We start from the raw sequence: 23,476 nt of genomic DNA, 5'->3' as shown, positions 1-23,476 counted from the left end.
CCCCCGGTGCCGGTGATACCCTTGAACCTGATTCGAGCAGGGCCCGCCCCCTACGGCCAATGCAAGCTACCTGCCAATCCCGCCTTGCGGTCGCCATTTCTTCTCTTTGCATCAAGCCCGGGCCCTCGAGCCGGGCAAAAAAAACGGCACCTGCCAGAGGTGCCGTTTTCGCTAGGTGCGAATTTTACTTGTGCAGCTCTTGCGCCGCGTACAGCGTGTTCTCCAGCAGGCACGCCCGGGTCATTGGCCCAACCCCGCCCGGTACTGGGGTGATCCAGCCGGCGCGGGGCAGGGCAGTCTCGTAGACCACATCGCCGACCAGCTTGCCATCTGCCTGGCGGTTGATGCCCACGTCGATCACGATGGCGCCTTCCTTGATCCACTCACCTTTGACCAGGCCCGGCTTGCCTGCGGCCACCACCACCAGATCGGCGCGGCCTACATGGCCGGCCAAGTCCTTGGTAAAGCGGTGGCAGACAGTCACGGTGCAGCCGGCCAGCAGCAGCTCCATGGCCATTGGGCGGCCAACGATGTTGGAAGCGCCGACGATGACGGCGTTCATGCCGTACAGATCCTGGCCGGTGCTTTCCAGCAGGGTCATGATGCCTTTTGGTGTGCAGGGGCGCAGCAGCGGAATACGCTGGGCCAGGCGGCCGATGTTGTACGGGTGGAAGCCGTCCACGTCCTTGTCAGGGCGAATGCGCTCAAGCAGCAGCGACGCCTCCAGGTGCGCCGGCAGCGGCAACTGCAGCAGAATGCCGTCGACGGCCGGGTCGTCGTTAAGACGGTCGATCAGCTCGGTCAGGGCTTCTTGCGTGGTCTCGGCGGGCAGGTCGAAAGCCTGCGAAATGAAGCCGACCTCTTCGCAGTCCTTGCGCTTGTGCGAGACATAGACTTGGGAGGCGGGGTCGGTGCCGACCAGGATCACCGCCAGGCCCGGCGTACGCAGGCCTTGCTGGCGACGCTCCACGACACGTTGAGCGATCTGCTGGCGCAGGCTGGCGGCGATTGCCTTGCCATCGATTAGGTGTGCAGTCATAGACGCGTGATTAACCATCGAGAAGGAAACAATAAAGAGCGCGCATTCTCGCACGACATGGGCGAAGGGCAAAGGCGGGTGGTCGGGCAAATCCCCTAAGCCCTTAAATAATTTAAATTTTTTTGAAAAAGGTGTTGACGACTTTCGGGGTCGCCTATAAGATTCGCCGCACTTGTCGGGCACAGCCTAGCACTGGTTGGCTAAGTCGGGCAGAATGGGTCGTTTGGCAGTTAGCTGTTAAATACTTGTTCGGTTAGGCTTGAAGCTTAAGCGCCCGTAGCTCAGCTGGATAGAGCATCCGCCTTCTAAGCGGATGGTCGCAGGTTCGAGTCCTGCCGGGTGCGCCATTAGGCAGCTTTGGCAAGCAAGTTGGCTGTAATGCAATATGGTGGGCGTAGCTCAGTTGGTAGAGCGCTGGATTGTGATTCCAGTTGTCGTGGGTTCGATTCCCATCGTCCACCCCATATTTTCGAAGGCGCCTCGATAGCATCTGGCGCCTTTGTTTTAAGCGTTACGCGGACGTGGTGAAATTGGTAGACACACTGGATTTAGGTTCCAGCGGCGCAAGCTGTAAGAGTTCGAGTCTCTTCGTCCGCACCATGTTTTTGTAAGGTTGTACTGTAACACCGCACTATGGTGGGCGTAGCTCAGTTGGTAGAGCGCTGGATTGTGATTCCAGTTGTCGTGGGTTCGATTCCCATCGTCCACCCCATATTTTAAAGAGGCGCCTTGGTCGTGAGATCAGGCGCCTTTTTTGTTTTCATTGCTCCGTCATGCGGGCACTGCACGGTTCAGCACAAAATCTTCGTGATTCCCCCCTTGCAATGCTCTGGTGGCAGCCCAATAAAAGCTGTTAGATTTCAGCCGGTTGAAGCGCCGGCCCCGTTGGCCGGCAGAGGAACAGCCCGATGATTGCAAAAGAAGCCCGTCAGGCCTTGGCGCTGCAGCGATTTGCCGACGCCAACCCGCAGCTGCTCGAGGAGATTCGCGAGCTGGATGCGCGCGAGCAGGCCCAGCAAATCGAGTGGGCGTTCGAAGATGCGGCCCAGGAGCAGGGGCTGCAGCCCTGGGAGCTGGCGCTGCAACTGATCGCCGAAAGCCCGGAACAGTTGCGGGCCATGCGCCTTGAAACGCACCGCGAGGTCGCCGAGGCGCTGGGTCTGGAGTGGGAAGAATACTGTCAGTTCAACGAAATCGACCCTGAATAAAGGCAGCGAATTCGCCACTGGCAGTTGTTTGACAAGTTATTACGGCTGCACTGCGCCATGGGCAGGGTGCCGCTCTTGATGAAGGAGGCCCGGCGGCACGCCGTGCGGGCCTTGAAAGCTAATCGACCGGCGTGGTTTCCCGTCGTCCCGTGTGGGGTGACTTCTGCCGCGCGACTCACTAGAATGCTTGCCCTTGATTCTGGAGTCGGGCTAACGCCGGCTAACGTCTGTGCAACGAGGAATATCCATGCAAGTTTCTGTTGAAAACACTTCCGCTCTCGAGCGCCGCATGACCATCGCCGTTCCGGCCGAGCGCGTCGAGAACGAAGTCAACAAGCGTCTGCAACAGACTGCCAAGCGCGCCAAGGTTGCCGGCTTCCGCCCAGGCAAGGTGCCAATGAGCGTGATCCGTCAGCGCTTCGAAGCCGATGCACGCCAGGAGGCGTTCGGTGATCTGGTCCAGGCTTCCTTCTATGAGGCCATCGTTGAGCAGAAGCTGAACCCTGCTGGTGCCCCATCCGTTGAACCCAAGTCGTTCGAAAAAGGCAAGGACCTGGAGTTCGTCGCCATCTTCGAAGTGTTCCCGGAGTTCACTGTTTCCGGCCTGGAGTCGATCAACGTCGAGCGCCTGAGCGCCGAAGTGGCCGACGCGGACCTGGACAACATGCTGGAAGTGCTGCGCAAGCAGAACACTCGCTTCGAGGCTGTCGAGCGCGCCGCGCAGAACGACGATCAGGTCAACATCGATTTCGTTGGCAAGGTCGACGGTGAAGCGTTCGCCGGTGGCTCTGCCAAAGGCACCCAGCTGGTACTGGGTTCCGGCCGCATGATCCCGGGCTTCGAAGACGGTCTGGTGGGCGCCAAGGCTGGCGAAGAGCGCGTTGTCAACGTGACCTTCCCAGAGGACTACCAGAACCTGGACCTGGCCGGCAAAGCCGCCGAGTTCACCATCACCGTCAACAGCGTTTCGGCCCCTGTGCTGCCTGAGCTGAACGAAGAGTTCTTCGCCCAGTTCGGTATCAAGGAATCGACCCTGGAAGGCTTCCGCGCCGAAGTTCGCAAGAACATGGAGCGTGAGCTGCGCCAGGCAATCAAGACCAAGGTGAAGAACCAGGTCATGGACGGTCTGCTGGCCGCCAACCCGATCGAAGCGCCGAAGGCCCTGCTGGAAAATGAAGTCAACCGTCTGCGCGTCCAGGCTGTTCAGCAGTTCGGTGGCAACATCAAGCCTGACCAGCTGCCTGCCGAGCTGTTCGAAGAACAAGCCAAGCGCCGCGTAGTGCTGGGCCTGATCGTCGCCGAAGTGGTCAAGCAGTTCGAGCTCAAGCCGGACGATGCCAAGGTTCGCGAGATGATCGAAGAAATGGCTTCGGCTTACCAGGAGCCTGAGCAGGTCATCGCTTGGTACTACAAGAACGACCAGCAAATGAACGAAGTGCGTTCGGTTGTGCTGGAAGAACAAGTTGTAGATACTGTTCTGCAGAAAGCTACTGTGACCGACAAGTCGGTCTCGTACGAAGATGCCGTAAAACCAGCCCAGGCACCTGCCGAAGCTGAGTAATACGTTTTCTCTCGTAGGAAAACCCCACAAGCCAGCCTTCGAGCTGGCTTGTGCGTTATCAAGCCATGACTATTTGGGAGTGAGCGCAGGACATGTCCCGCAATTCTTATATTCAGCAGAGCTCTGACATCCAGGCCGCAGGCGGCCTGGTCCCGATGGTTATCGAGCAGTCCGCCCGTGGCGAGCGTGCGTACGACATCTATTCGCGCCTGTTGAAGGAGCGAGTGATTTTCCTGGTTGGCCCGGTTGAAGACTACATGGCCAACCTGGTCGTAGCGCAGATGCTGTTCCTCGAAGCGGAAAACCCGGACAAGGATATCCATCTCTACATCAACTCCCCGGGCGGCTCCGTCACCGCGGGCATGTCGATCTACGACACCATGCAGTTCATCAAGCCGGACGTCTCGACCATCTGCATCGGTCAGGCCTGCAGCATGGGCGCCTTCCTGCTGGCCGCAGGTGCCAAGGGCAAGCGTCACTGCCTGCCGAACTCGCGCGTGATGATTCACCAGCCGCTGGGCGGCTTCCAGGGCCAGGCGACCGATATCGAGATCCATGCCCAGGAAATCCTCAATATCAAGGCGCGCCTGAACGAGTTGCTGGCCTACCACACCGGCCAGGATCTGGAGACCATCAAGCGTGACACCGAACGTGACAACTTCATGAGCGCCTCGCGCGCAGCCGAGTATGGCCTGATCGACTCGGTCTACGACAAGCGGCAACTGGCCTCCTGAACCGGGGGGTCAGAGCAGGTGGGTGCGCAAAGCGCCCACCTGCGGACTTGAAAAAGCCCGCAATTGCCTTCATCTTGTGTTGCAAGCCTACCGGATTGGATCGATCGAATGACTGACACCCGTAACGGCGAGGACAGCGGCAAATTGCTCTATTGCTCCTTCTGCGGCAAAAGCCAGCACGAAGTGCGCAAATTGATTGCCGGGCCCTCGGTATTTATCTGCGACGAGTGCGTCGACCTGTGCAATGACATCATCCGTGAGGAGGTGCAGGAAGCCCAGGCCGAGAGCAGCGCGCACAAATTGCCTTCGCCGAAAGAAATCAGCGGCATCCTGGACCAGTACGTCATTGGTCAGGAGCGCGCGAAAAAGGTGCTGGCTGTAGCGGTGTACAACCACTACAAGCGCCTTAACCAGCGTGACAAGAAGGGTGACGAAGTCGAACTGGGCAAGAGCAACATCCTGCTCATCGGGCCTACTGGCTCGGGCAAGACCCTGCTCGCCGAAACCCTGGCACGCCTGTTGAACGTACCGTTCACCATTGCCGACGCCACCACCCTGACCGAGGCCGGTTATGTGGGTGAAGACGTCGAGAACATCATTCAGAAGCTGTTGCAGAAGTGCGACTACGACGTGGAAAAGGCCCAGATGGGCATTGTCTACATCGACGAAATCGACAAGATCTCGCGCAAGTCGGACAACCCGTCCATCACCCGTGACGTCTCGGGCGAGGGCGTGCAGCAGGCGCTGTTGAAGCTGATCGAAGGCACCGTGGCCTCGGTACCGCCGCAAGGGGGGCGCAAGCACCCGCAACAGGAGTTCCTGCAGGTTGACACCCGCAACATCCTGTTCATCTGCGGTGGCGCGTTCTCGGGCCTTGAAAAGGTCATCCAGAACCGTTCCACCAAAGGTGGCATTGGTTTCGGCGCTGAAGTGCGTAGCAAGGAAGAGGGCAAGAAGGTTGGCGAGTCCCTGCGTGAGGTCGAGCCGGACGATCTGGTCAAGTTTGGCCTGATTCCGGAGTTCGTCGGCCGCCTGCCGGTTCTGGCTACCTTGGACGAGTTGGACGAGGCTGCATTGGTGCAGATCCTCACCGAGCCGAAGAACGCCCTCACCAAGCAGTATGCCAAGCTGTTCGAGATGGAAAGCGTCGACCTGGAGTTCCGCAGCGATGCGCTCAAGGCCGTGGCACGCAGGGCTTTGGAGCGCAAAACCGGCGCCCGTGGCCTGCGTTCTATTCTCGAAGGCGTGCTGCTCGACACCATGTACGAGATTCCTTCGCAGAAGGATGTCAGCAAGGTGGTGATCGACGAGAGCGTCATCGACGGCACTTCGCAGCCGCTGATGATCTACGAGAACACTGAGCCGCAAGCCAAGGCTGCGCCAGACGCCTGATACAGGCAAAGGCCAGTTTGTGGTTGCAAGCATGAAGGGGCCTACGGGCCCCTTCATGCTTTTCCTGTGCTAATGCTTGTAATTTCCCAAGCCTGCCCCCACATTAGGTCCAAGCATCATTTCCACCGGTTTCCGGCCACAAGGCCGCTGTAGAGGCGAAATCATGAAGACCACCCTCGACTTGCCTCTTTTGCCATTGCGCGATGTCGTTGTATACCCGCACATGGTTATCCCGCTGTTTGTGGGGCGTGAAAAGTCCATCGAAGCCCTTGAGGCTGCGATGACGGGCGAAAAGCAGATCCTCCTGCTGGCCCAGAAAAACCCAGCCGATGATGACCCTGGCGAAGACGCCTTGTACCGTGTCGGTACTGTTGCCACCGTGCTGCAACTGTTGAAGCTGCCTGATGGCACCGTCAAGGTGCTGGTCGAAGGCGAACAGCGTGGCGCCGTCGAGCGCTTCACCGAAGTGGAAGGGCACATCCGTGCCGAAGTTTCGCTGATCGACGAAACCGACTCCGCCGAGCGCGAGTCGGAAGTTTTCGTGCGCACGCTACTGTCGCAGTTCGAGCAGTATGTGCAACTGGGTAAAAAAGTCCCTGCCGAAGTGCTGTCGTCGCTGAACAGCATCGAAGAGCCAGGGCGGCTGGTCGATACCATGGCTGCGCACATGGCCCTGAAGATCGAGCAGAAGCAGGAAATCCTCGAAATTGTCGACCTCACCGCCCGCGTGGAGCACGTGCTGGCACTGCTGGATGCCGAAATCGACCTGTTGCAGGTGGAAAAGCGCATTCGCGGTCGGGTCAAGAAGCAGATGGAGCGCAGCCAGCGCGAGTACTACCTGAATGAGCAGATGAAGGCCATTCAGAAAGAGCTCGGCGATGGTGACGAAGGCCACAACGAAGTCGAAGAGCTGAAAAAGCGCATCGAAGCTGCCGGCCTGCCCAAGGATGCCTTGACCAAGGCCCAGGCTGAGCTCAACAAGCTCAAGCAGATGTCGCCCATGTCGGCCGAAGCCACCGTGGTGCGCTCGTACCTCGACTGGCTGGTGCAGGTGCCGTGGAAGGCCCAGAGCAAAGTCCGCCTGGACCTGGCCAAGGCCGAGGAAATCCTTGATGCCGACCATTATGGCCTGGAAGAGGTCAAGGAGCGCATCCTCGAGTACCTCGCCGTACAGAAGCGGGTGAAGAAAATCCGCGGTCCTGTGCTGTGCCTGGTAGGCCCACCCGGCGTCGGCAAGACCTCGCTCGCCGAATCGATCGCCACCGCCACCAACCGCAAGTTCGTGCGCATGGCACTGGGCGGGGTGCGTGACGAAGCCGAGATCCGTGGTCACCGTCGTACCTACATTGGTTCGATGCCGGGCCGCCTGATCCAGAAGATGACCAAGGTGGGTGTACGCAACCCGCTGTTCCTGCTCGATGAAATCGACAAGATGGGCAGCGACATGCGTGGCGACCCTGCCTCGGCGTTGCTCGAAGTGCTCGACCCGGAGCAGAACCACAACTTCAATGACCACTACCTGGAGGTTGACTACGACCTCTCGGACGTCATGTTCCTGTGCACCTCGAACTCGATGAACATTCCACCGGCGCTGCTGGACCGCATGGAAATCATCCGCCTGCCGGGGTACACCGAGGACGAGAAGATCAACATCGCCATCAAGTACCTGGTGCCCAAGCAGGTCAAGGCCAACGGCTTGAAGAAAGACGAGTTGGAGGTCGATGTCTCGGCGATTCGCGACATCATCCGCTTCTACACCCGTGAGGCCGGTGTGCGTGGCCTGGAGCGGCAGATCGCCAAGGTTTGCCGTAAAGTGGTCAAGGAACATACCGGGCAGAAGCAGGTCAAGGTCAAGGTGGCCAGCGAGCAGCTGGAGCACCTGCTGGGCGTGCGCAAGTTCCGCTACGGCCTGGCCGAGCAGCAAGACCAGATCGGCCAGGTTACCGGCCTGGCCTGGACCCAGGTGGGCGGCGAGTTGCTGACCATCGAAGCCGTGGTTATCCCGGGCAAGGGCCAACTGATCAAGACGGGCTCGCTGGGCGATGTCATGGTCGAATCGATCACTGCCGCGCAAACCGTGGTGCGCAGCCGCGCCCACAGCCTGGGTATAGCCGCCGGCTTCCACGAGAAGCACGACGTGCACATCCACATGCCCGAAGGGGCCACACCGAAAGACGGCCCGAGTGCCGGTATCGGCATGTGCACGGCGTTGGTCTCGGCCCTTACGCAGATCCCGGTGCGCGCTGATGTCGCCATGACGGGTGAAATCACCTTGCGTGGCCAGGTGCTGGCAATTGGCGGGTTGAAGGAAAAACTGCTGGCAGCACACCGGGGCGGTATCAAGACGGTCATCATTCCGGAGGAGAACGTTCGCGATCTGAAGGAAATTCCGGAAAATATCAAACAGGATCTGCAGATCAAACCCGTCAAATGGATTGACGAAGTCCTGCAAATTGCGCTGCAATACGCCCCGGAGCCCTTGCCAGATGTGGCTCCCGAGATCGTCGCGAAAGAAGAGAAGCGCGACAGCGATGCCAAGGAAAGAATCAGCACGCATTAGTGGTTTTTGGCTGGGAGGCTTTCCTTGACAGTTTTTTCGAGGCCTTGCTATAAAGCGGCTCGTTATTGTCAACAAGCCTCCCAACGTACGTTTCGTAAGCTTTCCATTACATACTTAGAAACAAACTCAATAGAGAAATAAGGGGACTTAGAGTGAACAAGTCGGAACTGATTGACGCTATCGCCGTATCGGCTGACATTTCCAAAGCTGCTGCAGGTAAGGCTCTGGACGCTGTGATCGACTCCGTAACCGGTGCCCTGAAAGCAGGCGACGACGTCGTTCTGGTTGGCTTCGGAACCTTCACGGTCAAAGAGCGCGCCGAGCGCACTGGCCGTAACCCACAAACCGGCAAGGCGATCAAGATTGCAGCCGCCAAGGTTCCAGGTTTCAAGGCAGGCAAAGGCCTGAAAGACGCCGTCAACTAAGTCGTCTTCAGCCGGACCCGGCCAGGCCTGGTCCGAGCACGCTGATGGCGGGGCGCAAACGTTCCCGCCTGACACGTTTGCTAAGCAAAGGCGCATCCTCGGATGCGCCTTTCTTTTATCAGGATTCTACCCACGCTCCGCGGTTGTCGACGCAGTGGTACAGCCGTTTCTGGGGGACGCATGCTGCAAAATATCAGGGACAATTCACAAGGTTGGATTGCCAAGTCCATCATCGGCCTAATCGTCGTATTGATGGCGTTGACCGGTTTCGAAGCCATTTTTCAGGCCGCCACACATAGCCAGGACGCCGCCAAGGTAAACGGCCAGACCATCAGCCAGAACGAGCTGAGCCAGGCGGCCGACATGCAGCGCCGCCAGCTGATGCAACAGTTGGGCAAGGACTTCGACCCAGCGCTGCTGGATGAAAAACTGCTGCGTGAAGAGGCCCTCAAGGGCCTGATCAGCCGCAAGCTCTTGCTGCAGGGGGCTGAGGACGCCAAGTTCGCCTTCTCCGATGCCGCGCTGGATCAGGTGATCCTGCAAACGCCGGAGTTCCAGGTAGACGGTAAATTCAGCGCCGACCGCTTCGACCAGGTCATTCGCCAGATGGGTTATGGCCGCATGCAGTTCCGCGACATGCTGGCCGAGGAAATGCTCATCGGCCAGTTGCGCACCGGCCTGGCCGGCAGCAGCTTCGTCACCGACCAGCAAGTCGATGCCTTCGCCCGCCTCGAGAAGCAGACCCGCGACTTCGCCTCCCTGACCTTCAAGGCCGACCCGGCCGCGGTCAAGGTCAGCGACGCCGAGGTCAAGGCGCACTACGACCAGCACGCCAAGGAGTTCATGTCGCCTGACCAGGTGGTGATCGACTACATCGAGCTGAAAAAGTCTGCCTACTTCGACCAGGTCAAGGTGACCGACGAAGAGCTCAAGGCCCAGTACGAGAAAGAAATCGCCAACCTCGCCGAGCAACGCCACGCGGCGCACATCCTGATCGAAGTGAACGACAAGGTCAGCGACGCACAGGCCAAGGCCCGTGCTGAAGAGATCGAGCAGCGCCTGGCCAAGGGTGAGAACTTTGCCACCCTGGCCAAGGAGTTCTCCCAGGACCCGGGTTCGGCCGGCAACGGTGGTGACCTTGGTTTCGCCGGCCCGGGTGTGTATGACCCGGCCTTCGAAGAGGCGCTGTACAAGCTGCAGGATGGCCAGGTATCGGCGCCGGTGCGTACCCAGTTCGGTTACCACCTGATCAAGCTGTTGGGCGTACAGGCGCCAGAGGTGCCGAGCTTCGCCAGCCTGAAGGACAAGCTTACCCGTGACCTGAAGACCCCGCTGGTCGAGCAGCGTTACGTGGATGCCAGCAAGCAGCTGCAGGATGCTGCCTATGAGGCTTCCGACCTGGCCCAGCCGGCCCAGGACCTGAACCTCAAGGTCCACACCTCTGCACCATTCGGTCGCGAAGGCGGCGAAGGCATTACTGCCAACCGTTCGGTGGTGCAGGCTGCGTTTTCCGAAGAAGTACTCGACGAGGGGGCCAACAGTACCGCCATCGAGCTCGACCCGGAAACCACCGTGGTACTGCGCGTCAAGGAGCACCGCAAGCCTGAGCAACTGCCGCTGGAGGCAGTGGCCCAGAATATCCGCCAGCACCTGGCCAAGGAGAAGGCCACGGCCGAACTCAAGGCCAAGGCGGACAAGCTGATCGCCGGCCTGCGCGACGGTTCCATTGCTGCTGGCAGTGTGCATGAGGGCCAGGGCTGGAAAACCCACGAAGCCGTGACCCGCGGTGAGGAAGGCATCGATCCTGAGGAGCTGCAGGCGCTGTTCCGCCTGGCGAAACCGCAAGCCAAGGACAAGCCGGTGTATGGCAGCGTCGTGCTGCGTGACGGTAGCCTGGTGGTGCTGCAGCTCAAGGGCGTCAACGAAGGCACTACCGCCACCGACGAAGAGAAGCAGCAGATTCGCCGCTACCTCGCCTCGCGTGCCGGCCAGCAAGACTTCGCGGCCTACCGCAAGCAGCTGGAAGCCAATGCCGACATCACCCGTTACTGACGTGATCGCTGCATGACGAACGGGCCGCCTAGTGCGGCCCGTTCTGTTTCTGCTGCCTGCTCCGGCCTAGCGCTTCACCCCTTCATGATTATCCAGCGTGTCCCGCGCGATCTCGCGCCCCAGGGCAATCAGCTCGGGCGCCTTGTAGAATTCGAAGAACCGGCATACCCGTTTCGGCACGTTGATCAGCACATCCGGCGGATAGCCGGCGATCTTGTACTGCGCCAATGAGGTCTGCATGACCTCGAAACTCTGGTTGATCAAGTCCAGCAGCGAGGCTGGGCCCACGTTGTCGATGATGAACGAACCGGTAGCCGACTTCGGCGCGCCTTCGCGCTCTGGCGCAGCCGCCGGCTGCTGTGTGCCCGGGCTGGCGGCTTCGCTTTGCCATGGGTTGGGCTGTGCGAGCCCTTCAGCGACGATTTCCTGTTCGATGCGGATCAATTCTTCGGCCGGTTTGCGCCGGAAGGGCAAGTGTGCGCCCAATGAACTGAGCAAGGCATCGAAGCGCGTCTTGAACGCTGCCGGGCGTTCGATCACGGGCAGCTGGTACTGCTTCTGGTTGGTGGCGTTGAGGTTGACCGCGATGATCAGGTCGCAATGGCTGGACACCACCGGCACGATCGGCAGTGGGTTCAGGATACCGCCATCAACCAGCATGCGGTTGCCCTGCATTACCGGCGTAAACAGGCTGGGGATGGCCGCCGAGGCGCGCATGGCCTGGTGCAGGCAGCCCTCCTGAAACCATATCTCCTGCTGGTTGGTCAGGTCGGCGGCAACCGCCGTGTAGGGGATGCGCAGTTGCTCGATATTGATCTCGCCGACGATCTTGCGGATCTGCCCGAATACCTTGTCACCGCGAATGGCGCCTAGGCGAAAGCTGACATCCACCAGGCGCAGCACATCCAGATAATCGAGGCTCTCGATCCAGTTGCGGTACTCGTCCAGCTTGCCGGCGGCATAGATGCCACCGATGACTGCACCCATGGAGCAGCCAGCGATGCAGGCGATATCGTAACCCCGGCGCTCGATTTCCTCGATCACGCCTATGTGCGCATACCCTCGAGCCCCGCCCGAACCCAGTACCAGTGCCACGCGTTTACTCATCAACTTTCCCCGGCCAGTGCCATCATGCCCCTACAATGCACCCATCGTTGCCTCTGCTTCAATGTAGATTGTGTGCAGCTACTGTAGTAAAACCGCTTTGGCAAAGCCGGCCGGGCAGGGCACTTTTGAACTGCCGGGGCGTCGAAATGCCACCGTTTTTTTCCTTGAGGTATCACCGATGAAAGCCTGGATCTGCCTTCCCCTGATTGCTCTGGCCCTTGCCGGCTGCGCAGGCAAGACGGCCTACCGAGAAAGTTGTGCGACCCAGCTGGATGCCGCCTGGAAGGAGCTTGACCTGGCCAAGGCCGAAGGCTTTGCCGGCGCCGTGAGTTATTCCAAGGCTTTGTCGTTACTCACTGGTGCTAAAACCCAGCAGCAGTTCGAAGGTTATGAAAGCTGCACGCGCAAAGCCGAGAAGGCGCGCTTCTACATTCGTGAGTCCCGCGCCGGGCGTTGATCGAGGAGCGTTCCATGTCTGCCATGCTTGACTCCGTCGTTGCCCAGATACTGGCCTTGCAGGTGCGCCTGCTGGCGTGTCGCGAACGCCTGGCTGCCGATACCGACAGCGAGGCCCTGCATGACCTGCGTATTGCCGTACGGCGGCTACGCAGCCTGCTGCGGCCACTGAGGGGGCTGCCAGGGGTGGAGCAGCTGGAGGCCGCTGCAAGCGCGCTGGGGGCCCTGACCACGCCCTTGCGTGACCAGGAAGTATTGGCTGCGCAACTGATCGCTAGCGGTTACACCGAAGCTGGGCAACGCCGCATGCAAGGCCGCGGTAGTGCATACGCCAGCGTTGCCCGCAGCCAGCAGTTGGCCCGGGTGCTGGCGATTGCAGATGCCTTTCCACTGTTCCTGCGCGCAGCGGGCCGCGAAGGCTTGGCCAAGGCATTGGGCAAACGCGTCGACAAGCGCTTGGTCAAGCAGTGGCACAAACTGCAGCACGCCTTGCAGGACCCCAACCACGACCGTCACCGGCTACGTTTGTTGATCAAGCGTGCGCGCTATGGCGACGAGGCCTACCCGCAATTCCAGCATGCCAGCCAGAAACTGCAGCGTCTGCTGAAAAAAGCCCAGGCCGACCTGGGCGACTGGCACGATCGCTTGCAGTGGCTGCTACAGGCGCGCGACCACGCCGACCTGGCACCTTGCCAAGCCGTTTGGCAGCAGCAGTTGCAGGAGGCCGAGCAACGAGCCGATGTGACCTTGGCCGCGCTGGCCAAGGCCATTGCACGGCGCCAGCCCGGGAAATGACCGAAATAGGGGCTGTTCGCCCCGCGTTAGCTGGCTAGGATGGGCACACCCTTTTCGCCGCAGGCAGGAGCCGGTCCATGAATTTCAATCAACTGCTCGACGCCGTGCGGGCCAACCCCGACGCAGTCAGCATTCCGCCGACCTGGGCGCAAGGCCGAGCGGCATTTGGCGGCCTCATGGCGGCCCTTGTGTACGAGGCGATGCGCCTCAAGCTGTGTGACAACCGCCCAGCGCGCTCCCTGGCCATCACCTTCGTGGCCCCTGCAGCGGCAGACGTACCTATCCGCTTCGAGGTGGAGGTGCTGCGCGAGGGCAAGGCGGTCAGCACCTTGCTTGGCCGCGCGGTACAGGCAGGCCAGGTGGTGACGCTGGTGCAAGGCAGCTTCGGGGCAGGGCGGCCTTCGGTCGTGCAGGTACCGGCGTTACCGGCTACGGAAATGAAGGCGCTCGAAGAGGCGGCTCCGGAGCTGCCCTATATCAAGGGGGTCACGCCGGAATTCATGCGCCATGTGGCCTTGCGCTGGGCCGTGGGCGGGCTGCCATTCAGTGGTAATCAGTCGAGGAAGATGGGCGGTTGGGTGCGCTTGCGCGATGTCGCCGACGAACGCGCCAACGAGGCGCACCTGCTTGCCTTGGTCGATGCGTGGCCGCCGAGCCTGATGCCGTTCCTGAAGCAACCCGCAGCTGGCAGCACGCTGACCTGGACGATCGAGTTCATTCAGCCTGTGGTCACGGTGTCTACCCAGGACTGGTGCCGCTATTGCGTTGAAACCGAATATGCCCGGGATGGCTACGGCCATGCGGCAGCAGCACTGTGGACCGCCCAAGGTGAATTGCTGGCGCTGAGCCGGCAGACTGTCACCGTGTTCGCCTGACAAGCCGGCACCGGACCATCGGCTCAGCGTCGGTGCTTGTGGCGCTCCCGCCATGCCTTCAGCCAGGCGCCACTGAAAACAAAACGCGGGAAGGTGATGAACTGCTCCGTCAACAGGCGCTGCACGGCATCCTGGCGGTTAGCGAACGGCTCAGGTTGCTGGGCTTCCAGGCGGTGCCCCTGGCGCTGCAGGCCCAAGCCGGCAATCAAGGCTATGATACCCACCGCGATCTGGCTCAGGTCGAGCCCGAATAGGCCCGACAGTACCAGCAGCGCGCCCAGGATGAACAACGGGACGGCAATCAGGTGCAGCACCAGGTTTGTCGGGTGACGGTGGTTATGGTGGTAGCCGCGCCATTGCCAGGCGGGCAAGTTGGGCAGACGTTTACTCATGGGCATCTCCTCATCCAATGCCCAAAGCTTAGTGCTGCCCGCGCAGGGGGGCCAATCGAGGCTGGCTATGGTGGCTATAGCTTGAGCTGGCCGATGGCCTTGTTGAGCGCCCCAGCCAAGGTCGCCAGCTCGCTACTGGTGGTGGCCGAGCCCACCGTCTGTTGCACGGTCTGCTCGGTGACATCACGAATGCTCACCACCGCGCGGTTCATTTCCTCGGCCACCTGGCTTTGTTGCTCGGCTGCCACGGCAATCTGCGTGTTGCTCTCGCGCATCTGCGCCACGGCACCGGTGATCTCGGCCAGGGCTTCACCGGCTTCCTGAGCCTGGCGCACGCAATCATCGGCCTTGTACGAGCTTTCCTGCATGAACTCCACTGCATCGCGGGTACCCGACTGCAGTGCCGAGACCATTGTGGTGATTTCGTCAGTGGAGGTTTGCACGCGCTTGGCCAGGTTGCGCACCTCATCGGCGACCACGGCGAACCCGCGGCCCAGGTCGCCGGCGCGTGCGGCTTCGATGGCGGCGTTGAGCGCAAGCAGGTTGGTTTGTTCGGCGATGCTGTGAATCACATTGACGACCCCGTTGATTTTCTGGCTGTCATCGGCCAACTGGCGAATCATCTCGGCGGTTTGCTGAACACCGCTGGACAGCCCGGAAATCGAATCCTGGACCCGGCTTACCACCTCTTTGCCGCTGCCGGCCAGGGTGTCGGCGGTTTGGGACAGGTCACGGGTAGCGCCGGCATGCTGGGCGATGTGGTGCACGGTTGCCGACATTTGGTTGATGGCGGTGGCCGCCTGGTCGGTCTCGCTTTGCTGGCCAAGCATGCCGTGGCGCACATCGTTCATGCTGGCGGCCAGGCGCGCAGCGCCCGAGTCCAGCTGCGCGGCAGTGTGGGCGACGGTGCTGACGACGCGGTGGTAAGTGGCCTGCATGGCATTGAAGGCACCGGCCATCTGGCCGACCTCGTCACCACAGGCCAGTGGCACACGGGCTGCCAGGTCGCCGGTTTTTTCCACGTGCAGCATCACATCCTTGAGGGTATTGAGCTGGCTGAGCAGAAAACGGATGAGCAGTTGCGAGGCAGCGAGCATGGCCAGCATCAGAATCAGGACACACACCGCGTAATTGCTGAAGCGTTCGAAGAACACCTGGCGCAGGCTGGGCGACGGAGCCACTACCGCCATGTACTGATTGCCGCTGTGCACGACCTGTGCGCCGCGCACCGGGTTGTCGCCCAGCACCCAGGCACTTGGCAGGTCCACCCAGCCCTGGCCGTCGCGCAGGGGCTCGAGCGGTTCACCGGCAAAGGTGGGCGTTTGCCCGGCTGACCAGCTGATCACATTGGCCTGGCGCGGTATTGGCTGCTGGCTTGGCCAGGCAGCCAGCAGCTCGGCTTGCTGCACCGCCTGTACCTGGGCCACCTCGGCGCGGGCGCGTTGCTCCAGGTGCACGGCATACACCACCAGCAGCAAGGTCGTGACAAAGGCCACCGCGTTGACGGCCCAGAATTTGTACTTCAAGGAAACATTGCTAAGCCAGGCACCCATGGGCAGGTCTTCTCTGAGTTGAGCGGAAACAATATTGGCAAGGTGCCATCATTGTGCCGGCTCGTGCCAGAGCCGTTGTTGATGTGTATCAAGAAAAAACAACGGTGTTGTTCTCCTGCCTCAACCGGCCCCGTCAGCTCAGATCTGGAAGAACGCCCGTGCCGTGGCCGTGGTGTGCGCTGCCGTATGTTCGACCGATTCACCCCGGTGCAAGGCCACTTCATGCAGTACTTGCGGCAAGAAGGCCGGCTCATTGCGGCCGTTCTTGGGTTTGGGGCGCAGGGTGCGGGGCAGCAGATAGGGGGCATCGCTTTCCAGCATCAGCCGGCCTTCGGCAATGTTGCCCACCAGCGCGTGCAGGTGCGTCCCCCGGCGCTCGTCGCAGATCCAGCCGGTGATACCGATGTGCAGGTCCATGTCGAGGTAGGCGAACAGCGCCTCACGCTCCCCAGTGAAACAATGCACGACCGCCGCGCTCAGGTGGTCGCGGTAATCCTTGAGAATGGCCAGCAAGCGCTCGCTGGCATCGCGCTCATGCAGGAACACCGGCAGGCGTAGCTCAACGGCCAGCGCCAACTGGGCTTCCAGGGCTTTTTCTTGCACGGGGCGAGGGGAGAAATCACGGTTGAAGTCCAGGCCGCATTCGCCCACAGCACGTACCCGTGCCTCGCTTAGCAGTTGGCGCAGCCGGCCTTCGCTACCGGCCTCCCATGCCTTGGCATCGTGGGGGTGCACGCCGGCAGTGGCAAACAGGTGCGCGCCACTGGCGTCCAGTTGCTGGCACAGCTCCAGTGCCTGTTCGCTGACTGCCAGGCTGGTGCCCGTCAGCACCATCTGGGTCACCCCCGCTTCGATGGCGCGCTCGACGACGGCCGCCTGCTGGTCGTGGAAGCTGCTGTTGGTCAGGTTGACGCCGATATCGATCAGTTGCATGGTGGTATCTCGTGCCGCGGAGCGGCCAGCATAGCAAAAACCGGGTTTTTCTGAACAAAACCAAGAACTTCATGCTGTGGCCGGGGTCTTTTGCCGTCATTTATCACTTGGCGTGCGACCCTGGGTGCCGCCCCCGAATGGATCTTTTTGCGCATGCGATTCTGGCTCACTTTCCTGTTGGCGCTCGGGCTGGTCTTGTCCGGGGCGGCCCTTGCGCAAACTCAAGGGCCGCAACATAACCCTGCGCCTGCCAAGGTTCGCGACTTGCAGCAGATCCGCAGCAGCAAGGTGCTGCGGGTGCTGGTCAACCAAAGCCGTAATAGCTCGGGCGAGGTCAAGGGCGAACCGGTCGGCATCGAGTATTACCGCCTGCGGGCCCTGGAACACTTCCTCAACGCGCGCAGCGACGACGATCAACAGATCGAGCTGCAGCTCATACCGCGGGCCAAGGAGCAATTGCTCGGCGCCCTGGCGCGTGGCGAGGGCGACCTTGCTGCACCGGGCGAGCTGCTGGACCCAGGCACTGTGCGCGGTGTCAGCAGCAGCGCACCGCTACTCGATCAGGTGCCGCTGACACTGGTCGGGCGCAAAGGCGAGCGCAGCTTCAGCAAGCTCGAGCAGTTGTCGGGGCGAACCGTGGCATTGACCAGTGCCAGCGCGGCGGGCCCATTCATCCAGCAGGCCAACCAGCAATTGGCCCTGCGCAAGCGGCCGCCGATCAAAGTGGAGTGGGTCGACTCGACATTGGCCGTGGAAGATGTGCTGGAGATGGTCCAGGCCGGCATCTACCACCTGACCGTGGTGGAGCAGCCTATTGCCCGGCGTTGGGCGCGGGTGATGCCGCGCCTGCGCCTGCACAGCGGTGTGCGGCTGGGGCCGCCGCAGGCCATGCGCTGGTATGTCGGGCGTGATGCGCCGCAGCTGCTCGCTGCAGTCGATCGCTTCCTCAAGGGTTACCGGGCGCCAGACAACCAGGATGCCGCGTTCGAGCGGATTTACCGCCGCCAGTATCGGGTGCACAACCCGTTGGCCAGCAAGGACCGCCGGCGTCTGGCAGCGCTGCGGGCCGTGTTGCAGAAGCATGGGCAGGCGCAACAGATTGACTGGCTGAACCTGGCGGCGCTGGCGTTCAAGGAGTCGACACTGAACCCGGCCGCACGCGGCAGCGGTGGCGCCCATGGGCTGATGCAGATCACCCCGGCAGCAGCCCAGCGTGTGGGGGTGAGCAACACGGCCACGGTAGACGGCAACGTGCTGGCCAGCGCGCGCTACCTGGCGCTGATCCGCCGCACGTTTTTCGCCAGCCCCAAAATCAACGAGCGCGAGCGCATGGCGTTCGTGCTTGCTGCCTACAACCTTGGCCCCGAACGTGTTCAAGCCATGCGCGCCGAAGCTCGCCGACGCGGGCTCAATGGCAACCAATGGTTCTTCCAGACCGAGCGTATCGCCATGGAGCAGGTGGGCATGGGGCCGGTGAATTTCGTCAACAGTGTCAACAAGTACTACCTGGCATTCAACCGCGAACGTGCAGCGCTTGAACGTGTAGCCAAGCGATGAAGTATCGATTTGTTAGATAGTAATGCTGGGTTTTTTGCGATTTTAATATCTTATAAACTGATTAAGATGGCGTCCATCTCAACATAACTGCATCGCCTCAAGGACGCTTCGCCATGAACAACAACACGCTCAATACCCTGTTTTCCACCCGTGCCGGCGCTGGCCTGAGCATTATCCGCATACTGGTCGGCATCATCTTCATGGCGCACGGTGCGCAAAAGCTGTTCGGCATGTTTGGCGGCTATGGCCTGGAAGGCACCGGCCAGTGGATGGAAAGCATCGGCCTGGCGCCGGGTTATCTGATGGCCCTGTTGTCCGGTAGTGCCGAGTTCTTCGGCGGGTTGGCCCTGGTGCTGGGGCTGCTGGCGCGCCCGGCGGCACTGGCACTGAGCGTGACCCTGATAGTGGCGATTTTCTCGGTGCACATTGGCAATGGCTTGTTCATGTCCAACAACGGCTACGAGTTTGCCCTGGCGCTGCTCGCCGGTACCGTTGCCGTGATGATCGAAGGTGCCGGGCGCTTCTCGCTGGACCGCCTGATCGCCCGCTGACCCGTTGCAAGCTGTGAGCGACAAGCCGCAAGCAAGGGCGGGCCTTTCCTCGGCCTGCTTCTGCTTGCGGCTTGTCGCTTGCAACTTGAAGCTCATCGCTCTAGCATACCGCCTGCGCCGATTTAAACAGCTACTTGCGGGGCGCAGGAAAGCCCCTTGTGCGGCTCGTCCGAAATACCGCTAAAGCGCTGGTTCGGTGACGCCTCCCACCGCTGCCCAGCGGGATTCGCGAGGCGGAGAGAAGCACCATGAGTTGCCCACGTACCAGTGTCTGTTTGAGCCCTCTGCCTGCACACCAGGCATCCCGCACGCCGCGCATCCTGCTCGGCGGCCAGCATCAGCCCACTCTTTTGCGTCACCTCGAAGGCCTGTCCCGGCGCAAGGGCCAGGCACGCGCATTCCTGATCCAGTTCGCCGATGACGCCTGCAATCTTGCGCAGTATGGGCAGGACCGTTTCGACCTTGCGGTCATTCAGTCGCCCGGCCCGCAGGACGCTGCCGAGGTCATCGGCCACCTCACCCGTATCGCGCGCCAGGGCCTGATCACCCGCCGCTGAGGAGCGCCTGTTGAGCACCAACATCATCACCAGCGAAGGCCACGCGGCGCTGAAGAAAGAGCTGGACCACCTGTGGCGGGTCTATCGCCCCGAGATCACCCAGAAGGTCGCCTGGGCGGCGTCGCTGGGGGACCGTAGCGAGAATGCCGACTACCAGTACAACAAGAAGCTGCTGCGCGAGATCGACCGCCGGGTGCGGTATTTGCGCAAGCGTCTTGAGGACGTGAAGGTGGTGGCCTATTCGCCCGAGCAGGAAGGCAAGGTGTTTTTCGGTGCCTGGGTCGAGATCGAGAACGACGACGGCGAGACCATGAAGTTTCGCATCGTGGGTTATGACGAAATCTACGGCCGCAATGACTACATCTCGATCGACTCACCCATGGCCCGCGCCTTGCTGAAGAAGCAGGAGGGTGACGAGGTGCTGGTACACACACCTACCGGTGACGCCACGTGGTATGTGAACAGCATCAGCTACGGCCAGTAAATTGCGGCTGCATGTGCCGGCCCGGACGCCGGGCCGGCACATGCAGCCTCAAGTGTCCCGCAGTACCGCCAAAGGGCTGGCATTGAGCGCCCGCCGCGTGCCTATCACCCCCGCGCCGCCTACCAGCAAAGCCCCTGTCAATGGCAGCAACAGCAACCAGGGGTGCGGCCCCCACTGCAGGTTGAAGGCATAGCGGTAAAGCACCAGGGTGATCAGTTCGCAACCCACGGCCGCCAACAACCCGCTGGCTGCCCCGAGCAGGCCGAACTCGATCCGCCGTGCCCTGACCAGCAGCGGCCTGGGCGCGCCCAGTGCACGCAGCAGGGCGCCTTGGCGAATGCGCTCATCCAGCGTTGCCTGCAAACCGGCGAACAGTACCGCCAGCCCTGCCGCCAGCACGAACAGCAGCACATATTCCACGGCCAGGGTCACCTGGGCGAGGATGCTGCGCAGTTGGGCGAGCAGGGCATCGACCTGCAGGATGGTCACTGCCGGGAACGCACGTGACAGGGTCACCACGTCCAGGTCGTGCCCCGGGGCCAGATAGAAGCTGGTCAGGTAGGTGGTTGGCAGACCTTGCAGGGTGCCGGGTTGGAAGATCATGTAGAAGTTGGGCTGGAAGCTGTCCCAATGCACACTGCGCAAGCTGCTGACCCTGGCTTGGCGCTGTTGGCCGCCGATATCGAACGTCAGCAGGTCGCCAGTCTGAAGCTTCAGGCTCTTGGCAAGCTCTGCCTCCACCGATACCCCGGGGGTGTCGTGTTCGCCGGGCAATGCTTGCCACCAGCTCCCGGCTGTCAATGCATTGCCTTCGGGCAGTTCGGCGGCCCAGGTCAGGCTGAGGTCGCGCTGCACGGCGCGCTCGCCTGCCGAATCCTTGCTGACGATCTGCTGCACCGGTTGTTGGTTGATCTGCACCAGCCGCCCCGGTGTCACCGGGTACAGCGGGGCCGCGACGGCGTTGACCTGCTGCAGGTGCTGAGCGAACGGCTCGCGGTCGTCTGGCAGGATATTCAGGGCGAAATAGTTGGGCGCATCCTTGGGTAGCTGGGCCTGCCAGGTGTCGAGCAATTCTGCCCGCAGCAGGGCGACCAGGGCCATGGCCAGCAGGATCAGGCCGAACGCCAACGCCTGGCCAGCGGCGGCCATGGGGTGGCGCAGCAACTGGCCCAACCCCAGGCGCCAGGTCAGCGGGGCGCCGACCAGCAAGCGGCGCAGGCTGCGCAAGCCGAGCAGCAGCAGGCCACCGAGCAACAGCGCAGCAACCAGGCCGCCAGCCAGCAGGGCGAAGGTCAGCAGCAGGTCCAGGCTTAGCCGCCACATGATCAGGCCTAGCGCGAACAGGGCTGCACCGTAAACCAGCCAACTGCTGGGCGGTATCGGCAACAGGTCGCGGCGCAGTACGCGCAATGGCGGCACCTGGCCCAGCGCCGCGATCGGTGGCAGGGCAAAGCCGGCCAGTGCTACCAGCCCTGTGGCGATGCCGGCCAGGGCCGGTAGTACGCCCCCGGCTGGGACCACGCTGGGAAGCAGGCCGTGCAGTACGCGGAACAGGCCCAGCTGGGCAAGCCAGCCCAGCAGCGCGCCGGCCAGCGCCGCTACTACGCCGAGCATGGCCAGTTGCAGGCAGTACAGGCCAAGGGCCTGCCGGCGCGACAGGCCCAGGCAACGCAGCAGGGCACTGGCGTCCAGGCGCCGTGCAGCGTAGCGGCTGGCCGACAAGGCTACGGCCACGCCGGCCAGCAACACTGCCACCAGGCTGGCCATGTTCAGGTAGCGTTCTGCCTTGCCCAGGGCGCCGCCGATCTGCTGGTTGCCATCGCGGGTATCGCGCAGGCGCTGGTTGGCGGCCAGGCTTTTCTCAATTGCCTGGCGGTACTGCGCCAGTGCTTCGCTATCGCCACGCCACAGGTCGCGGTAGGTAACCCGGCTGCCGGGCTGGATCACCCCGGTCGCCTGCAGGTCGGCCAGGTTGATCATCACCCGCGGCGTGAGGCTGTAGAAGTTGTTGGCGCGGTCCGGCTCATAGGTCAGTACCCGGCTCATGCGCAGGGTTTTCATGCCGACGTCGATGCTGTCGCCTATCGACAGCCCCAAGGCCGCCAACAGGCGCGGTTCCACCCATGCTTCACCGGGCGCCGGCCCGCCACCCGGGCGTTCAGCACCATATGGGGCCGCGGCGCTGCGCAGCTGCCCACGCAGGGGGTAGGCGCTGTCGGCCGCTTTCACGCTGGACAGCTGGATACCGCTATCGCCGCCGACCACACTGGTGAACTCGACCACCTGAGCGTGGCGCAAGCCCAGTGCCTGGCCGGCCGCGAGTTGTTGTTCGCGGGCCGGGGCGCTGCCTTGCAACACCAGGTCGGCGCCAAGGAATTCGCTGGCGCGCAGTTGCATGGCGCCGTTCAGGCGGGCACCGAAATAGCCGATGGCGGTGCTGGCTGCCACCGCTACCAGCAGGGCGAAGAACAACACCCGCACTTCGCTGGCACGAAGGTCGCGGAGCAACTGGCGTAGGGCCAGGCCGCACAGGCGGGACAGCGGCATGTGTTTCATCAGGCCTCCACCGCTGCCACCAGGCGGCCTGCGTCCAGCCGGATCTGGCGGCGGCAGCGGCGGGCCAGGCGTTCGTCATGGGTAACCAGCACCAGCGTGGTGCCACGCTCCTGGTTCAGCTCGAACAGCAGGTCGCTGATACGCTCGCCGGTGTGGCTGTCCAGGTTGCCGGTGGGTTCATCGGCGAACAACACGGCAGGGTGCGCGGCGAAGGCGCGGGCGATGGCCACCCGTTGTTGCTCGCCCCCGGACAGCTGGCGTGGCGTGTGGCTGAGGCGCGCGCCAAGGCCGACCCGTTCAAGCAAGGTGCGTGCTTGTTCGCGGGCATCGCTGCGCCCGTCAAGCTCCAGCGGCAGCATGACATTCTCCAGGGCGTTGAGGCTGTCCAGCAGTTGGAACGACTGGAACACGAAGCCGACGTGTTCGGCGCGCACCCGGGCGCGCTGGTCTTCATCCAGCGGCCCGAGGTCGTGCCCGGCAAGTATCACCTTGCCAGCGCTGGGTTGGTCCAGGCCGGCGAGCAGGCCAAGCAGCGTCGACTTGCCCGAGCCCGAAGCGCCGACGATGGCCAGGCTGTCACCCCGGGCCAGGTCGAGGGACAGGGCGTGCAGGATGGCGAGGTCACCTTCCGCACTGGGGACCACTTTGCTAAGGTTCTGCGCAACGAGAATGCTGGGGCCCATGGAGAA

General features: G+C 62.0%; 21 protein-coding genes and 4 tRNA genes. 18 read left to right on the top strand and 7 right to left on the bottom strand.

All coding sequences use genetic code 11. From position 1 onward, the window contains the following. Window positions 1–184 precede the first annotated feature (184 nt). Window positions 185–1,039 carry a bifunctional methylenetetrahydrofolate dehydrogenase/methenyltetrahydrofolate cyclohydrolase FolD gene (gene folD / locus FPB55_RS16100; RefSeq protein WP_009682641.1) on the bottom strand — a complete coding sequence of 285 codons (855 nt, stop codon included), beginning with the start codon at window positions 1,037–1,039 and terminating at the stop codon, window positions 185–187. A gap of 270 nt (window positions 1,040–1,309) precedes the next feature. On the opposite strand from folD, the gene FPB55_RS16095 reads away from it, so the two are divergent. From FPB55_RS16095 to FPB55_RS16045, 11 genes are all read left to right on the top strand, one after another. Continuing rightward, window positions 1,310–1,386, top strand: a tRNA-Arg gene (locus FPB55_RS16095). Window positions 1,387–1,427: 41 nt separating this feature from the next. Beyond that, window positions 1,428–1,503, top strand: a tRNA-His gene (locus tag FPB55_RS16090). A 51-nt stretch (window positions 1,504–1,554) separates the two neighbouring features. Beyond that, window positions 1,555–1,639, top strand: a tRNA-Leu gene (locus FPB55_RS16085). 36 nt (window positions 1,640–1,675) lie between these two features. After that, a tRNA-His gene (locus FPB55_RS16080) sits at window positions 1,676–1,751 on the top strand. Between the two features lie 196 nt (window positions 1,752–1,947). Then, a complete protein-coding gene (locus FPB55_RS16075) occupies window positions 1,948–2,247 on the top strand; it encodes a DUF6388 family protein (protein WP_009683823.1) in 300 nt (99 codons plus the stop codon). Window positions 2,248–2,494: 247 nt separating this feature from the next. Next, window positions 2,495–3,808, top strand: coding sequence for a trigger factor (gene tig / locus FPB55_RS16070; protein ID WP_029884960.1), 1,314 nt, complete (start codon window positions 2,495–2,497; stop codon window positions 3,806–3,808). A 92-nt stretch (window positions 3,809–3,900) separates the two neighbouring features. Further along, window positions 3,901–4,542 (top strand): ATP-dependent Clp endopeptidase proteolytic subunit ClpP, encoded by a 642-nt coding sequence (clpP, locus tag FPB55_RS16065; RefSeq protein ID WP_009683825.1) that lies wholly within the window; start codon window positions 3,901–3,903, stop codon window positions 4,540–4,542. 108 nt (window positions 4,543–4,650) lie between these two features. Continuing rightward, window positions 4,651–5,934 carry an ATP-dependent Clp protease ATP-binding subunit ClpX gene (gene clpX / locus FPB55_RS16060; protein ID WP_009683826.1) on the top strand — a complete coding sequence of 428 codons (1,284 nt, stop codon included), beginning with the start codon at window positions 4,651–4,653 and terminating at the stop codon, window positions 5,932–5,934. A gap of 163 nt (window positions 5,935–6,097) precedes the next feature. Continuing rightward, on the top strand, window positions 6,098–8,494 hold the full coding sequence (gene lon / locus FPB55_RS16055; RefSeq protein ID WP_009683827.1) for an endopeptidase La: 2,397 nt from the start codon (window positions 6,098–6,100) through the stop codon (window positions 8,492–8,494). 152 nt (window positions 8,495–8,646) lie between these two features. Continuing rightward, window positions 8,647–8,919, top strand: a complete 273-nt coding sequence (hupB, locus tag FPB55_RS16050; RefSeq protein WP_009683828.1) for a nucleoid-associated protein HU-beta — start codon at window positions 8,647–8,649, stop codon at window positions 8,917–8,919. Between the two features lie 180 nt (window positions 8,920–9,099). Beyond that, on the top strand, window positions 9,100–10,971 hold the full coding sequence (locus tag FPB55_RS16045) for a SurA N-terminal domain-containing protein (protein ID WP_009683829.1): 1,872 nt from the start codon (window positions 9,100–9,102) through the stop codon (window positions 10,969–10,971). Window positions 10,972–11,037: 66 nt separating this feature from the next. Here the strand turns inward: FPB55_RS16045 and FPB55_RS16040 are convergent, their stop codons facing one another. Beyond that, entirely contained in the window at window positions 11,038–12,078 is a 1,041-nt protein-coding gene (locus FPB55_RS16040; protein WP_009683830.1) for a patatin-like phospholipase family protein, read from the bottom strand. A 178-nt stretch (window positions 12,079–12,256) separates the two neighbouring features. Here FPB55_RS16040 and FPB55_RS16035 point away from each other — a divergent pair, with 178 nt between their 5' ends. The 3 genes from FPB55_RS16035 to FPB55_RS16025 all read left to right on the top strand — a co-directional run bounded on the left by FPB55_RS16035 (window position 12,257) and on the right by FPB55_RS16025 (window position 14,204). Further along, window positions 12,257–12,535, top strand: a complete 279-nt coding sequence (locus tag FPB55_RS16035) for a hypothetical protein (RefSeq protein WP_003259403.1) — start codon at window positions 12,257–12,259, stop codon at window positions 12,533–12,535. A gap of 14 nt (window positions 12,536–12,549) precedes the next feature. After that, entirely contained in the window at window positions 12,550–13,329 is a 780-nt protein-coding gene (locus tag FPB55_RS16030) for a CHAD domain-containing protein (protein ID WP_029884958.1), read from the top strand. A gap of 77 nt (window positions 13,330–13,406) precedes the next feature. Then, window positions 13,407–14,204, top strand: coding sequence for a thioesterase family protein (locus FPB55_RS16025; RefSeq protein WP_029884957.1), 798 nt, complete (start codon window positions 13,407–13,409; stop codon window positions 14,202–14,204). 23 nt (window positions 14,205–14,227) lie between these two features. Here FPB55_RS16025 and FPB55_RS16020 read toward each other — a convergent pair whose 3' ends face one another. From FPB55_RS16020 to FPB55_RS16010, 3 genes are all read right to left on the bottom strand, one after another. Further along, window positions 14,228–14,596, bottom strand: a complete 369-nt coding sequence (locus FPB55_RS16020) for an Mpo1-like protein (RefSeq protein ID WP_009683834.1) — start codon at window positions 14,594–14,596, stop codon at window positions 14,228–14,230. A 74-nt stretch (window positions 14,597–14,670) separates the two neighbouring features. Beyond that, the gene (locus FPB55_RS16015) at window positions 14,671–16,149 is read right to left on the bottom strand and encodes a methyl-accepting chemotaxis protein (protein ID WP_144188652.1); all 1,479 of its coding nucleotides are present in this window, start codon (window positions 16,147–16,149) and stop codon (window positions 14,671–14,673) included. A gap of 138 nt (window positions 16,150–16,287) precedes the next feature. Then, complete coding sequence (locus FPB55_RS16010; protein ID WP_144188650.1) at window positions 16,288–17,082, bottom strand: TatD family hydrolase; 795 nt, start codon at window positions 17,080–17,082, stop codon at window positions 16,288–16,290. 153 nt (window positions 17,083–17,235) lie between these two features. Between FPB55_RS16010 and FPB55_RS16005 the strand changes: the two genes are divergently transcribed. From FPB55_RS16005 to greB, 4 genes are all read left to right on the top strand, one after another. Further along, window positions 17,236–18,639: a transglycosylase SLT domain-containing protein gene (locus FPB55_RS16005; protein ID WP_029884954.1), complete on the top strand. Its 1,404-nt coding sequence runs from the start codon at window positions 17,236–17,238 to the stop codon at window positions 18,637–18,639. 113 nt (window positions 18,640–18,752) lie between these two features. After that, on the top strand, window positions 18,753–19,190 hold the full coding sequence (locus FPB55_RS16000; protein WP_144188648.1) for a DoxX family protein: 438 nt from the start codon (window positions 18,753–18,755) through the stop codon (window positions 19,188–19,190). A gap of 248 nt (window positions 19,191–19,438) precedes the next feature. Further along, the gene (locus FPB55_RS15995) at window positions 19,439–19,747 is read left to right on the top strand and encodes a hypothetical protein (protein ID WP_009683839.1); all 309 of its coding nucleotides are present in this window, start codon (window positions 19,439–19,441) and stop codon (window positions 19,745–19,747) included. 10 nt (window positions 19,748–19,757) lie between these two features. Further along, complete coding sequence (gene greB / locus FPB55_RS15990) at window positions 19,758–20,231, top strand: transcription elongation factor GreB (RefSeq protein WP_144188646.1); 474 nt, start codon at window positions 19,758–19,760, stop codon at window positions 20,229–20,231. Window positions 20,232–20,279: 48 nt separating this feature from the next. Here the strand turns inward: greB and FPB55_RS15985 are convergent, their stop codons facing one another. Next, window positions 20,280–22,787: an FtsX-like permease family protein gene (locus tag FPB55_RS15985; RefSeq protein ID WP_144188644.1), complete on the bottom strand. Its 2,508-nt coding sequence runs from the start codon at window positions 22,785–22,787 to the stop codon at window positions 20,280–20,282. Further along, window positions 22,787–23,470, bottom strand: coding sequence for an ABC transporter ATP-binding protein (locus tag FPB55_RS15980; protein WP_009683843.1), 684 nt, complete (start codon window positions 23,468–23,470; stop codon window positions 22,787–22,789). Before FPB55_RS15980 ends, FPB55_RS15985 begins: the two co-directional genes overlap by 1 nt. Between the last annotated feature and the right edge of the window lie 6 nt (window positions 23,471–23,476).

Source organism: Pseudomonas sp. BJP69, assembly GCF_007633355.1.
GTDB classification, from domain to species: domain Bacteria; phylum Pseudomonadota; class Gammaproteobacteria; order Pseudomonadales; family Pseudomonadaceae; genus Aquipseudomonas; species Aquipseudomonas juntendi.
This window is presented reverse-complemented; position numbering and strand designations above follow the sequence as displayed.